A 12,997-nucleotide genomic window follows, 5' to 3' on the forward strand; every position below is an offset into this window, starting at 1 on the left:
AAATTAAAATTGGTATTCATAACATACTTGATACAAGTCCTCAATGGTCTCTTGTGAAGGTGTTTTAGGATTATTGCTGGGACTCCCGCTATCGATTGCGTCTTTTGACATCTTAGTGAGAACGCTTACAAATTCTTTGCGAGGGATTCCCCATTTTTCGAGATTCGGCATATCTAATGATTTGCATAAGTTTTTCACGGATTGTACTGCAATGTCTGCAGCATCTTCATCTGATAATTTCGATGCTTCGGGAGAAAAGATTCTACCGATATCTGCCAGTCTGTCAATACATGAATCTTTGCTATATTCCAGTATGGCAGGCAATAGCATCGCATTCGAGAAACCGTGCGGTACATCAAATAGAGCACCAATAGGTCGGGACATGCCATGGACTAAACAGACAGATGCATTGGAAAAAGCACTGCCAGCTTGGAGGGCAGCGAGTGACATGCCTTCTCGCGCTTCAATATTTTGACCGTCCGTGAATGCTGCTTGCAAGTTCTTTGAAATTAACTGGATTGCCGACAAAGCCATCATATCTGTCATCGGATGAGACTTTTTGGATATGTAGGCTTCAATCGCATGACTCAGTGCGTCTACACCCGTCGCAGCTGTGACCTTTTGCGGAGATGAGAGAGTCAGCAACGGATCGACGATGGCTATATTCGGCATGAAAGCAGGTTGTTTAATCATCATCTTGACAGTCGTTGCCGAATTTGTGATCACTGTTACGTCAGTTGCTTCTGAACCGGTTCCTGCAGTAGTCGGAATGGCGATATGAGGTACAGGTGTGATGTGCGCAATTTTCTTCATGCCTACGTACTCTTCAATATTTCCCCCGTTAGTCGCGACGACTGCAACCGCTTTCGCTGTATCGATACAGCTTCCGCCACCCAATGAAATGATTAAGTCACACTTTTCGTCTTGATACAATTGCAATGCCTCTTCTACATATTGGTCATTTGGTTCAGAGGCTACACCAAGAAAAACGACACTATTAACGGAATGTTCCGATAATTTATCTTGGCAATTGGCAACGTAACCGAGCGTCTGCATGATTTGATCACTGATGATCAATGCTTTTTTACCGAGAACTACTGCTCTTTCACCAACCTGTGCAAAAGCATGTTGTTGATACAATATCGTCGACGGCATATGAAACGTTTTGCAAGATCCCATTCAGTCAGCTCCTCATCTACTATTATTTGTACTAGAGTAGTGCTTTTGAAAAGAGTAAAATAAAAGTGTAGCGTTGAGGCTACACTTTTATTAATAAACTGAGTGTAGCATTCGCGCTACACTCAGGTCAAGATATTAAATTTTTTTAATTTTTTGTATAAAGTTGTTCTATGAATTCCAAGTAGCTCGGCAGTCTTTGACTTATTGCCTTCTGTTTTCTCCAATAAATCAAGAATCATCTTTTTTTCTTCCACGCCTTGTTTTTCTCTGACGGTTTCCAAAGTATAGATACTTTGTTGATCTAGAATCGTTTTTGGCAAGTCTGTCACGTCGATACTAGCGGAGTCCACTACACTAACTAAGTCTTCTACCACATCAATCAATTCTTCGATATTGTCTTTCCATTGGTAATTCATTAAGCAGGAAATAGCTGACGTTGTGAAAGACTTCTCGGCTATTTTATGGGAAAAACAAACTTCCTGCATATAATGCGACAGTAAGTACGGGATATCTTCTTTCCTGTTGCGTAGTGGCGGAATAGATAGTTGCAGTGGATTTAATTGAGCGTATAACTCTGAACTGAACGAGTCTCTTTCCGCTAATTCATGCAAATTCTGTGTAGAAGAAATAATGAGTTGAATAGCAAAGTCGTCTGGGGCTTGTTTTAAAAAGGCCAGTAACTTCATTTGAATCGTCATGGATAACCGATCTATATCTTGCAAGTACAGTGTGCTCGGCTCTCTGGAAGTGAGAATTCCCCCCTTACCGAAAAGCCGTTCCTCCACTTTTTTCGGTCCCTGTACCGCACAGTGAATGATCGTGAATGGTTTGGAGGCGAGGGGGCTTAACTGATGAATACTTTCTGCGAAAGCGTTTTTCCCCGTGCCTTTTTCTCCTGATAATAAAACTACGGCTTGCGTTCGTGCGGCAGTCCGAGCTTTTCTTTTTAAGTCGGATATTGCTTCACTCGTTCCGATAATTTGATTAAGACTCGAAAAGCCTTCGGATGACAGGGGAGGGAGTTCTGTATCGTTCATGACTTTCTGCAATTGCAGTCGTTCATAGATTCGATAAATATCCGAAACCCCTTCAAAGATCAGCATTCCAATGGCTGCGACTACTTTGCCGTTCTTCCAGACAGGGATTCGATGCACGACCATGTCCTGTCCTTGTATATTTTGTAGAACGCCTCTTTCGGGCATCCCTTTTTGGACGGTTTCATGTAAATTGGTGTTCTCGATGATGTCTGTTACATGCCTTCCGATTGCCTTTGATCGGGGAACGCCTGTAAATTTACTATATGCATTATTGAATTCAATAATCATCCCCTTTTCGTCTACGACAGCAATTCCTTCAAACGCTTTTTCAAGTATGACAGTTAAAATATCCGAAACTTTTTCATTCTGTATATAACTTTCCATTAATGCTGACAGTCCTTTGAAAATTTCCTTTTGGGTTAATAGACCAGTGAGTTCGCCTTGTTGATTTTTCACAACAAAGATACGAGCATCGTTGGAGTCAAAAGGAAGTTCACTCAGCAATGTCTGTTCATCCACTTCCGCTACTGGCATTGGCAACATCGTCTCAAGCAATATATGCTTGTCGTGCCCATTGACGAATGCTTCGAGTACATGATGGAGAGTCATCATGCCAATCGGTCTATGGTGCGAATCGACAACCGGAAGAAACTCGACTTTCAATTCCTTCAGAACTTTAGCCGCTTCGAGCAATGTTTTATCAGCTTGAATGACTGTCGGGTTTTCATTCATCCAATTGGCTACAGACATCCACTTTTTATCGCTTTCAAATTGTATGAGTGTATCAATAAATGTGTCTTTAAACATGAGAGCCTCCAGAAAGATATCTATTTTACTTTGTGTTGCTTCATTATAGCTCAAAAGAGGTACCAGGTCCCCACACAATTCGGGAAGGGGAGGGAAGAGATGAGGGGGAAGAGGTACCAGGTCCCCACACAACTTGAAAACAATTCGGAAAACTCTGTACGAAATTGTGTATCCAGATAAGGATCAGGTGACGTAGTAGAAGAATGGTAGTTAGAAAACAGAAAGTGCAAATGATTCCTATTTTCCGTTTGAAGAATTGAATCTTTGCCGCTATTACAGTTGATGATTGCGATTTCTATGTATTTTGGGATTTGAATTGTGCGAGAATTGTGTGAGGACCTGGTACCATCCCCAAGTGAATTGTGTGAGAATTGTGTGGGGACCTGGTACCAAAAAAGCCTGGTACCCAAAAAGCCGCCGCAAGACGACCAAATGACATGGGCGTCTCGCAGCAGCTAAAAGTATTTTCTCTATGTCAATCAAAGACCGATTGCAGTCTGGTTTCGAAGCGCTAGAAGATCTTTCAACGATTCTACTTGTTCGTTAGGTAACGCCATCATCGGTAAACGAACGCCACCAACCGGTACGCCCATCAAATTCAACGCGGCTTTCGTTGGAGAAGGGTTCGGTGCAGCAAACATCGCTTGCATGATTGGCAATAGACCACGGTAGATGGTCGCGGCTTGCTTTGTATTGCCAGTTTTGAAGTGGCGCACCATTTCCGCCATTTCATTTCCTATAATATGAGCAGAAACCGACACGATGCCCGTGCCGCCAATAGCTAGTACAGGAAGTGTAGACGCGTCATCACCTGTGTAGACAAAGAAGTCATCTCCAGTATGTTCGATAATCGCAGCTACGGCTTCTAGGTCACCACTCGCTTCTTTGACAGAAGTAATATTCGATACGTTGTTAGCCAGTCGGATAATCGTTTCCGGCAACATGTTCACAGCGCTACGTCCCGGGATATTGTACAGCATGATCGGTAATGTAGTCGTTTGGGCAACCGTCTTGAAGTGCTGGTACAACCCTTCTTGACAAGGCTTATTATAGTACGGGACAACGAGCATGATTCCGTCGACGCCAGCTTCTTCCGCTTGGATCGTCAAGTCAATGGATTCTCTTGTACTGTTCGTTCCTGTACCTGCAATAACCGGCGCACGGCCTGCAACTGTTTGCACGGTAAATTTGAATAGATCCACTTTTTCTTGTGCGGTTAGAGTAGGGGATTCTCCTGTCGTACCTGCGACAACTAGTGCGTCTGTTCCATTGGCTAGTAAGTGATTGATTAAGGTTTTTGTTGCTGGGTAATCGATGTCTCCTCTTTCATCAAACGGAGTTACCATCGCTGTCATAATTGATCCGAAATTCATTATTCTCCACATCCTATCATTTTATTAAAAAACATAGAGGTGGGGGCGATATAATTGAACGCAAAAAGCAACAACGAAGGCTCGCTGTTGCGTTGAAATAATGAATTATTTCTTTGCACGAGATAGCCCACCATACAGTTTCCCATATGACAATCCTGCACTTGTTCAGTCCAGAATCAGCTTGGAGGTCATGAGAGTCTCGCCGCTTCGGCAAATTCCCCTTTCCACAATCTTCACAGGACCTCATGATCCTCTGATTGCGTACTAATGGTTTTTGCGCCTCTATCCTTATTTCCGAATTATCGAAATAAGTGAAAGTTTAATTATTCCTACTGTACTTGGTATCTGAAGAAATAGCAACCATAAGTTTTCTAGATGAATGTTTTGTCTATCAATGACACATCGTGCAACAATGCGTCTACAAGTGTACTGAAGTCGCCTCATTCCTTCGACAATTCATCGCCCAGTATTGTGTTAGCCTCCAAAAAGTGCTATCTTATCAGTATAATAGCCTAAGAGTAAACTGGGCTTTTCTTGCTTGATTTATGCATTACATATGTTTTCTGAAAAGGGGAATTCGATGAGTACTATACATGAGTCCGCGAATAACAGGCCGGAAGAGTTACAGCGTATACTAGATAAAGAATTATTACAGTTGGAGAAAATTACGATTGATGATTTCGAAGTAGATCCTATCGAGAAGCCTGTCACGCAAGAAGATTTAAAGCAATTTCAGCAATTTACATCGACGAGTTTTCGTTCTCTAGAAGAATTGTTCGAAAGCAATCAAGCTGTTTTGCCCGTAGACGAGGCCATAACGCGTTTGCAAGATGAAGCACGGGAAGACCGCGTTCAAATGGCTAAACGTGCAGTGCAAATCTATAGTTTATTTGAAGACGTACGTCAAACGGTTGATCCTGAATCGGTCGATTTGATCGCACAGTTGGATGCAGTGATGGATCAAGCGCATCTGTTACTTGAAGAAATCGGCATAACAGAGTTGCCGGTGTACGATGAGTATTTCGATGAAAGCTATATGGAAGCGGTTGGCACAATACCCGAAGAAGAAGCGCAAGGGATTGAGCGTTTTAAAGTGGCGGCTGTATTCCGCAGAGCCTTTTCAATAGAAGGTCAAGTCATTCAAGATGCACTAGTGAAAACGGTTTCGTAAAAGGGGGAACGTGTATGACGAGCATAACAATTGATCAATGGGTGAGTCACTACGTACGCCCGTTTAGTAGGTGGAGGTGATTCAATGAGTTCATTCACTAACGTTCCCATGCTGATTCAACAAATGCAACAAGAAATACGACAGAAACGTTACACATTAGCGCTTGATACGATACGTGAACTGGAAAAGCTAAATGTGAGCCGCAAGCAGATTCTGTGGCATAAAGCATTGCTTGAGAGCAAGGTCGGAAATTTGCATGTGGCATTGGCCTACTTGAAGGAACTAGATAGCGAGGAGCTACATGCCGTCAAGTTACAACAAACGATTACCGACAATTGGGATACGTATACGCAGATCATCGCTAAATATAACGATGCAGTATCGGAAATTCAGCTAGGATTTGGCGAAAAAGCGTTACATATCATAGATCACGCGATGCAACTAGCAGGAAAATTACCCATCCCAATTGAATTATATCGTATGAAAACGGTCTTGTTGGCACGTTATGAAAGTGGCACATTATCTCGCTATACGGCGGGGTTACCTTTGTATGCGCTTGATGATCCGACAATTAAACGTGTCGTGGCGGCAGAACCTCCGCGTCCAGATATCCCACGACCGGTTCCAAAGCCTAAGCGAAAGCGCAAGCTGAAAAAAGAGGCGGTAGTATTCCTTGCTAGTGTTGCGACTGTCCTGTTGGTATTCGTCGTCTGGTTATTAGCCAATCTCTTTGCACAGCCTGAAACCGCAACGGAGTCGCCAACTACAGCAGCGGTGAAAAAGCCGGTTATTATGGAGGATGTGCCGAAGAAAGAAAAGCCGGTTGAAAAGGTAGTCACAAAACCTACAGAAGAAGCAGAGCTTGAATTTGTTTCAAATGAAGCGGCAAAAACGTATTATAATGAAGGCTACAGGCAATTTTTAAAAGAAGACTTCCCAGCAGCAGTTGCGTATTTGGAATATGCTGTACGTACGGAAGAAAGTGATTACTTTACGGATGATGCCTCGTACTTCCTAGCTTCGAGTTATTTGCGTGAGCAGAAATATGAAGATGTAGTGGAAATCGCGAAAGCTTTCCGACAAGAACAAGATGTGAATTATCAGGAATCACCTTATCGAGAAGGTATCCGTCTTCAAGAAAGCCGCGCTTTGTGGCAGCTTGGCAAGGAGACTCAAGCTGTGTCGATTCTGGATGAATTGATTCATAAGTCGAATGAAGATTGGGTGACTTATGAAGCGAGGGCAATGAAGAAGTTGGTAGTGGAGGGTGAGAGTGGGGAGGAAGAAGAGGCGGCTAGCTGAGTTGGCTTGGGGTCGGGCGGTTGTGTGTGAATACCGCGCTAAAGTTGGGGTGGACCGCGCTATTGTGTGTCCATACCGCGCTAAAGTCAGGGCAGACCGCGCCATTGTGCGTCCATACCGCGCTAATGTCAGGGTAGACCGCGCAATTGAGCGCCCGCACCGCGCTAAAGTTAGGGTGGACCGCGCCATTGTGCGTCCATACCGCGCTAAAGTCAGGGCGGACCGCGCCATTGTGCGTCCATACCGCGCTAATGTCAGGGTAGACCGCGCAATTGGGTGTCCGCATCGCGCTAAAGTCGGGGCATACCGCGCAATTCCGTGTCAGCATCGCGCCAAAGTCAGGGCGGACCGCGCAATTGGGTGTCCGCATCGCGCTAAAGTTAGGGCGGACCGCGCCATTGTGCGTCCACACCGCGCTAAAGTCAGTGCAGACCGCGCCATTGTGCATCCATACCGCGCTATTCCCACGCCAAACCGCGCCAATCCACCCAAACCACAAAAACAGGAGCAATCCGCGAAGTCAACTAACTTCGCGGATTGCTCCTTCTGTTATTCCAGTGATTGAATCAACTCAATATTATGTTTCTCCCACTCGGTCATCTTTCCGTCAAAGGATGGGTTCGGTTCGTACCAAGACTGTGAGCCAAAGTAGTTTTGCAGTTCTTTTGATTTGAATATATAGCCGTGCCGTGCATAAATTTCATTGCGGGCTAAACGCAATTCTTCTTTTGACAGTCCTTTGAGATCAGATGTGTCGAGGAACACGTCACCGCTATACGAGATGATGAACTGGTCGTTTGAATCGCCAGCTGGAACTTCTTTAATTACTTCTTTGACAATAACGGTTTCGACAGGTTCGTCCTTCACGACGTCGTTTTGTACGACTGGTAAATCATTGTCGGTTTCCACGTTAGTTTCGATGGCTAATTCTTTGATGGAATCAAAAGTGAGGTGAACCGATTGCTTCGCGCCGAATACATTCGCTTGAATTTCTTCACGTACGCTTTCGTCCTGTAAAGTTGTAGTCATTTTGATAGGGTAAATCCCTGCCATATACGGGCCGAATTCTGCTTGTTCATTACTTTTTTTGATATAGCCTATCTCAGTATCGTGGATCGATAGTACGGTTTCTTCCCCGATAGATTTCACCTTAAGAATATAGCCCGCCGGATTGATCGTATAGTGGGGGAAGAGGCCGAATCGCTTTCCTGTTACATGCATAGAGAACATGCCTTCGTCGGTCTTTTCTTTTAAATTGGTTTCTATTACTTGAACGATAGAAGGATTTTTCTCAACCAATGTAAGCAATGCTTGAATACTTTCTGCATTAATCGAAATACGACTATCTTTCGGCACAATCAATTCATGCAATGCGTCTTGATCTTGCTCGATCAGCGCTGAAATGAAGTGCTCTGTTGTTGCCTTTCGACCGTATTTTGTTTCCATAGCGTAATAGCTTGTAATCGCGGCTAGCACAATAACTAGTAATACAATCGGATACAATGGGGTTTTCAGTAACGACCGTTTTTTATTCAAATTGCGTGATACGAGAAACGCTTTGCAGTTTGTGCAGTACTCTTGCTGTTTTCTATTCAGTTCATTACATATCGGACATTTTTTCATGTGAATTCTCCTACTTCATGCTATGGTTCTATCTTTTGAATGCGAGTATAGATACCAATGTAGTGAAGATTATACTATGATTGACGGGATTATTCTAGATGTAAGGAAGTCTGTTGCATAAAGGAAGTAAGGCGCGGAATATGCAGGGAAGAGGATGTTTCAAAATTCGTCATGTAAAGTAGTCCTATCTAACGTATAGGATGTATGAAGATGGTAAATGGTGAGTTATAATGGTTTAAAAGATTCCCATATTGCTAAAGTGTGGCAGGGAAGAAAAGAGGCGCGAATGAAAGGACAGCATCGTATACTTTTGATGGTATGTATTGGGTTGTTGGCAGTACTTGGATTTCAAGGGATCGTCAGTGCAGAAGCCGTTTCACATGAATTATTGGTAGAGTATGAAGAAACTCGCCAGGCATTTTCAGTAGACGGAAACTTACCAGGTGTAGAAAGTCGTGAAATAATCACAGACGAAGTGGAGTTATGGAGTTTTACAGATTCAGCAGAAATGTTATTCATGAAGGAACAACTTCTTGCAGATCCAAACGTCTTGCATGTTGAAACGAATCATGCGCGTTATTCGCATGTCGTATTTAATGATCCTATTCTTGTAAAGCAGTGGTGGATTCCACAAATGAAGCCGCAGTTGATGTGGTCTAGAGTGCAAGAGCAAAAGAAAAAGACTGTCGTAGCCGTCATTGATTCTGGCATTGATCTATATCATGAAGACTTACAGGGGCGAATTCAGCCAGGCGGTTATAATTTCTACGCAGATAATTCGAATGTTCAGGACGTCAACGGTCATGGAACGGCTGTCGCGGGAGTCATTGCCTCTAAGGCTGGGAATAATCTAGGAGGAGTGGGAATTGCGGGAGGATATGACACCAAAGTATTGCCGTTGAAAATCTCGCACCTGGACGGTCTTAGTAAAGTGTCGGATAGTATCAAGGCGATTGATTACGCCATCCTAAAGCAAGTCGATGTGATCAACATGAGTTACGGGGGTAGCCAATTTTCCCAATTCGAGGAAAAGGCGATTCAGCGTGCAGTGGAATCGGGTATCACGGTCGTTGCGTCTGCAGGAAACGATGCAACAAAGGGGAATTCCATCATGTTTCCCGCGTCTTATCCATCTGTCATTTCAGTTGGGGCAACGGAAAGAGATAATCAGCGCGCTTCTTTTTCAAACTATAACTCTCACGTTAGCTTAGTTGCGCCAGGCGTGGCAATCAATACAACATCAATCAATAATAGCTATATATCAGTCAGTGGAACCTCTTTTTCAGGACCTATGGTAGCAGGCGCCGCGTCTTTAGTGAAGTCTTTGAAGCCGGAAGCAACGCCTGCTGAGATTAGTAGGCTACTTGAAATGACAGCGACTGACTTAGGGGCACCGGGTAAAGATATTTATTTCGGTGCGGGTTTAGTCAATATAGAACGACTTAGCAACGCGTTGCCTGCTATCACTACACCTACTTCACCGAATGAATTTACCGGTGATTTTCCAGAGTTGAAAGTACTACCGAATAAAGTATTCACAATCAAATTTACGAGCGAATTGTCACTTGGAAAAGAGTATGCTCCACATATTTTTATTACCCGTAAGCCAAACAGTGCAGAACGTATCGAAAGTTTTACAGCGAGAGTGGATCCTATGAATAGTAAGCAATTATTCATTACACCAACTACAGAATGGCAGCCAGGTGTTCATTATTTACGTGTGGATCGAGGGCTACAGAATAAAAATGGGATTGCAATGAAGAAGTCCTTTGCTGTGATGTTTACCGTATATCCTGACTAATCACATACAATCGAAAAAGGCTATTGCGATCAGTCATGGAGACGCCCGCAATAGCCTTTTGTGTACTTTACTTCGTTACTTTAGAAAACATTTCATCCGTACTAATATCTAAGATCATATCGTCCACTTCAGGTTTCGTCTTGATCATTTCCATTTCATGGAGCCAGTCCCGTACATCTTCCCACGAAGTTTCATCCAGAGCGCCAAAAGCTTCACCGTGTGTATCCATCTTAGGCAATAGAATTTGTAAGCTTTCCGTTTCGATTGCTTTGTCCAACGGGAAGTTTGCTTGATCTTGGTTGTTCAGCAAGAGGTCGAGTGCTTCTTCGGGCTGTTCTACCATAAATTCATAGCCTTTTTGTGCTGCTCGCCAGAAAGCCTGGATCGCGTCTTGTTCTTTATCCCAAGTATCATCACTCGTCAATAACACGATTTCACTATAATTCGGCACGCCATAGTCTACCGGATTAAAGTAGCGTGTTTTGAATCCTTTTGAGTCCATGACAGGCACTTCGTGATTAATAAATGTTCCCGTCACGGCATCGACGCGTTTTGAAACGAGTGAAGATTCCAGTTCAAATCCGACGTCGATCATATGTACTTTGTCGTAATCGCCCCCGTCATTCGACACCATCGTTTTAATCAACGATTCGTTCAGTGGAATCCCGGGATAGCCGATAGTTTTCCCTTCAAGGTCTTTAGGTGATTGAATCGAGCTTTCTTCCAGCATGACGGTGTAATTAAGCGGCTCACGCACGATGGAGGCAATCGCTTTAACCGGAATATCTTCATTTGCTTGCGCTAAAATGACATCGGGTTGGTAATACAGTCCAAGTGTCACTTTTCCCGCTGCAGTCAAGTTCATTGGATCGGTCGGATTGGCAGGAAATTGAATGTCTACCTCCACATTTTCTTCATTAAAATAGCCTTTTTCCTGCGCTACATATAGATAACTATGTACGGCATTCGGATACCAGTCGAGCATGATACTAACTTTTTTCATTTCATTGCTAGGTGTTTCTTCTTGTTTAGCAGGGGGTGTATCTTTCGTACATCCAGCTAGCAATAACAGAAGAAACATGATGCTAAGGAACAGACGTTTTTTCATTGATGATTCCTCCAGTGTAAAAAGTGTTTTTCTAATACGACGACGAGTAGAAAGAAGATAATACCTACTGCAGAAAGCAAGACGATCGGTGCGAATACGGCGGCACTGTCAAATTGCGTCATCATTCTTCTGCTGAAATACCCGAGTCCTGCCTGAGCGCCTAGCCATTCTCCAATAGCTGCACCGATTACGCTAAGTGTAACCGCCACTTTGAGCCCGGAGAAGAATGATGGCAAAGCGGAAGGTAGGTCTAGTTTATAGAAGATATCTTTTGAAGATGCGCCCATTGTCCGCATTAATTCATGCAAGTTTTTATCCGAAGAGCGTAAGCCGTCGAAAACGCTGACGGTTATCGGGAAAAAAGTAATGAGGACGGTGACCGCGACTTTACTCCAAATGCTGTAGCCGAACCACAAGACAAAAATCGGTGCGAGCGCAATGACAGGAATCGTTTGCGACGCGATGAGAATAGGGTAAAACGCTTGCTCAATTGGCTTCTTACTATACATCGCAATCGCCAGTGTGGATCCGATGATGATCGAAATAGATAAGCCGATCAAAATAGTTAAAGCAGTCGGAGGTAAGTGGTGGATAAACAGCTCCGTTTTCAGCTCCCATAACCTGATCAGAATCGCAGAAGGGGACGGGAAGAGGAAGCTTTTGTCGTAAAGACGTGCTGCAATTTCCCATACGCCAAGTACGATCGCGACGAAAAGTATAGACCAACTATACGAAGTCATCTTCTTCATAGCCGCGCCTCCGAACGAAGGTCGCCGATGAGTTGCTCTTTCAGTTCCATCAGTTCCGGGCGTGCCAAGTCCCGCGTCGTGCGTGGTCGGCTGAGAGGCACGATGACTTCGCGAATCGTCTGCACCGGTTTTTCAGCGAGCACAAAGATGCGATCGGATAGAAATAAAGCTTCGTCGATATCATGTGTGATGAAGACGATGGTTTTATCGAGTTTCTGCCATTGATCGATTAGCCACTCTTGCATCGTCAGCCGCGTGATTGCGTCCAGTGCGCTGAATGGCTCGTCCAATAATAAAATATTTGAGCCGGTCAGGATCGTTCGCAAAAAGGAAACACGTTGTCGCATCCCGCCGGATAAGTTTCCAGGGTAGGCGTTTTCTTCTCCAGCTAGTCCGAAGTCAGCGAGTAGTTGGATGATTTCATCGGAAGAAGGTTTGCGTCCTTGAAGCTCTACTGGTAATTGAACATTTTCTAGAATCGTTCGCCACGGCATGAGTAAGTCTTGCTGCGGCATATAGCCGACCTTGCCTAGCCGCCCCATTGTCACTTCTCCGTTCAATGAAATCTTCCCACTGTCAGGGTTCTCAAGGCCGGTGACGAGTCGGAATAACGTACTTTTACCATACCCGCTTGGTCCAATAATGCTAACGAATTCGCCTTCTTTAACGTGCCAGTCAACTTGATCGAAAATAACAGTAGGTTTCGAAGCTTTCGTTGCTTGATAATGAAAAGAGACATTCGTAAACTCTAAAACTTTATTCATCATATTCTTACCACTTCTCATTTCTTCAAAAAATTCACACAAAAAAACCACTTCTCTGTGCGAAGCGGTTGCATAGTACGGCC

10 protein-coding genes and 1 riboswitch are annotated in these 12,997 nt (G+C 43.9%); of the genes, 3 read left to right on the forward strand and 7 right to left on the reverse strand.

Annotation, left to right across the window (positions count from 1 at the left end):
- Positions 1-3 precede the first annotated feature (3 nt).
- The 3 genes from CSV77_RS05955 to dapA all read right to left on the reverse strand — a co-directional run bounded on the left by CSV77_RS05955 (position 4) and on the right by dapA (position 4,396).
- Positions 4-1,179, reverse strand: coding sequence for an iron-containing alcohol dehydrogenase (locus CSV77_RS05955; protein WP_099672691.1), 1,176 nt, complete (start codon positions 1,177-1,179; stop codon positions 4-6).
- 122 nt (positions 1,180-1,301) lie between these two features.
- On the reverse strand, positions 1,302-3,023 hold the full coding sequence (locus tag CSV77_RS05960) for a sigma 54-interacting transcriptional regulator (RefSeq protein ID WP_099672692.1): 1,722 nt from the start codon (positions 3,021-3,023) through the stop codon (positions 1,302-1,304).
- A gap of 479 nt (positions 3,024-3,502) precedes the next feature.
- The gene (dapA, locus tag CSV77_RS05965; protein ID WP_099672693.1) at positions 3,503-4,396 is read right to left on the reverse strand and encodes a 4-hydroxy-tetrahydrodipicolinate synthase; all 894 of its coding nucleotides are present in this window, start codon (positions 4,394-4,396) and stop codon (positions 3,503-3,505) included.
- Positions 4,397-4,511: 115 nt separating this feature from the next.
- Positions 4,512-4,689, reverse strand: a riboswitch (Lysine riboswitch).
- 287 nt (positions 4,690-4,976) lie between these two features.
- Here dapA and grpE point away from each other — a divergent pair.
- The gene (gene grpE / locus CSV77_RS05970) at positions 4,977-5,567 is read left to right on the forward strand and encodes a nucleotide exchange factor GrpE (RefSeq protein WP_158232029.1); all 591 of its coding nucleotides are present in this window, start codon (positions 4,977-4,979) and stop codon (positions 5,565-5,567) included.
- Between the two features lie 84 nt (positions 5,568-5,651).
- On the forward strand, positions 5,652-6,869 hold the full coding sequence (locus CSV77_RS05975) for a tetratricopeptide repeat protein (protein ID WP_099672695.1): 1,218 nt from the start codon (positions 5,652-5,654) through the stop codon (positions 6,867-6,869).
- A gap of 549 nt (positions 6,870-7,418) precedes the next feature.
- Here the strand turns inward: CSV77_RS05975 and CSV77_RS05985 are convergent.
- Positions 7,419-8,492 carry a YARHG domain-containing protein gene (locus CSV77_RS05985; protein ID WP_099672697.1) on the reverse strand — a complete coding sequence of 358 codons (1,074 nt, stop codon included), beginning with the start codon at positions 8,490-8,492 and terminating at the stop codon, positions 7,419-7,421.
- A gap of 286 nt (positions 8,493-8,778) precedes the next feature.
- On the opposite strand from CSV77_RS05985, the gene CSV77_RS05990 reads away from it, so the two are divergent.
- On the forward strand, positions 8,779-10,293 hold the full coding sequence (locus CSV77_RS05990) for a S8 family peptidase (RefSeq protein WP_158232030.1): 1,515 nt from the start codon (positions 8,779-8,781) through the stop codon (positions 10,291-10,293).
- Between the two features lie 67 nt (positions 10,294-10,360).
- On the opposite strand, the gene CSV77_RS05995 is transcribed toward CSV77_RS05990, so the two are convergent.
- The 3 genes from CSV77_RS05995 to CSV77_RS06005 are packed head-to-tail and all read right to left on the reverse strand — an operon-like array spanning position 10,361 to position 12,914.
- On the reverse strand, positions 10,361-11,401 hold the full coding sequence (locus CSV77_RS05995; RefSeq protein ID WP_099672699.1) for an ABC transporter substrate-binding protein: 1,041 nt from the start codon (positions 11,399-11,401) through the stop codon (positions 10,361-10,363).
- Positions 11,398-12,150, reverse strand: a complete 753-nt coding sequence (locus CSV77_RS06000; protein WP_233212182.1) for an ABC transporter permease — start codon at positions 12,148-12,150, stop codon at positions 11,398-11,400. The genes CSV77_RS05995 and CSV77_RS06000 overlap by 4 nt, the downstream gene beginning before the upstream one ends.
- On the reverse strand, positions 12,147-12,914 hold the full coding sequence (locus CSV77_RS06005; RefSeq protein ID WP_099672803.1) for an ABC transporter ATP-binding protein: 768 nt from the start codon (positions 12,912-12,914) through the stop codon (positions 12,147-12,149). Before CSV77_RS06005 ends, CSV77_RS06000 begins: the two co-directional genes overlap by 4 nt.
- Positions 12,915-12,997: the final 83 nt, after the last annotated feature.

The sequence above is a fragment of the Sporosarcina sp. P16b genome (assembly GCF_002743065.1).
Taxonomy (GTDB): Bacteria; Bacillota; Bacilli; order Bacillales_A; family Planococcaceae; genus Sporosarcina.

Bases quoted from the DNA above. Each gene is read 5' to 3' on its own strand.
- CSV77_RS05995 (WP_099672699.1), bottom strand. From the start codon at position 11,401: ATGAAAAAACGTCTGTTCCTTAGCATCATGTTTCTTCTGTTATTGCTA.
- CSV77_RS05960 (WP_099672692.1), bottom strand. From the start codon at position 3,023: ATGTTTAAAGACACATTTATTGATACACTCATACAATTTGAAAGCGAT.
- CSV77_RS05990 (WP_158232030.1), top strand. From the start codon at position 8,779: ATGAAAGGACAGCATCGTATACTTTTGATGGTATGTATTGGGTTGTTG.
- CSV77_RS05955 (WP_099672691.1), bottom strand. From the start codon at position 1,179: ATGGGATCTTGCAAAACGTTTCATATGCCGTCGACGATATTGTATCAA.
- CSV77_RS06005 (WP_099672803.1), bottom strand. From the start codon at position 12,914: ATGAATAAAGTTTTAGAGTTTACGAATGTCTCTTTTCATTATCAAGCA.
- dapA (WP_099672693.1), bottom strand. From the start codon at position 4,396: ATGAATTTCGGATCAATTATGACAGCGATGGTAACTCCGTTTGATGAA.
- CSV77_RS05985 (WP_099672697.1), bottom strand. From the start codon at position 8,492: ATGAAAAAATGTCCGATATGTAATGAACTGAATAGAAAACAGCAAGAG.
- CSV77_RS06000 (WP_233212182.1), bottom strand. From the start codon at position 12,150: ATGAAGAAGATGACTTCGTATAGTTGGTCTATACTTTTCGTCGCGATC.
- CSV77_RS05975 (WP_099672695.1), top strand. From the start codon at position 5,652: ATGAGTTCATTCACTAACGTTCCCATGCTGATTCAACAAATGCAACAA.
- grpE (WP_158232029.1), top strand. From the start codon at position 4,977: ATGAGTACTATACATGAGTCCGCGAATAACAGGCCGGAAGAGTTACAG.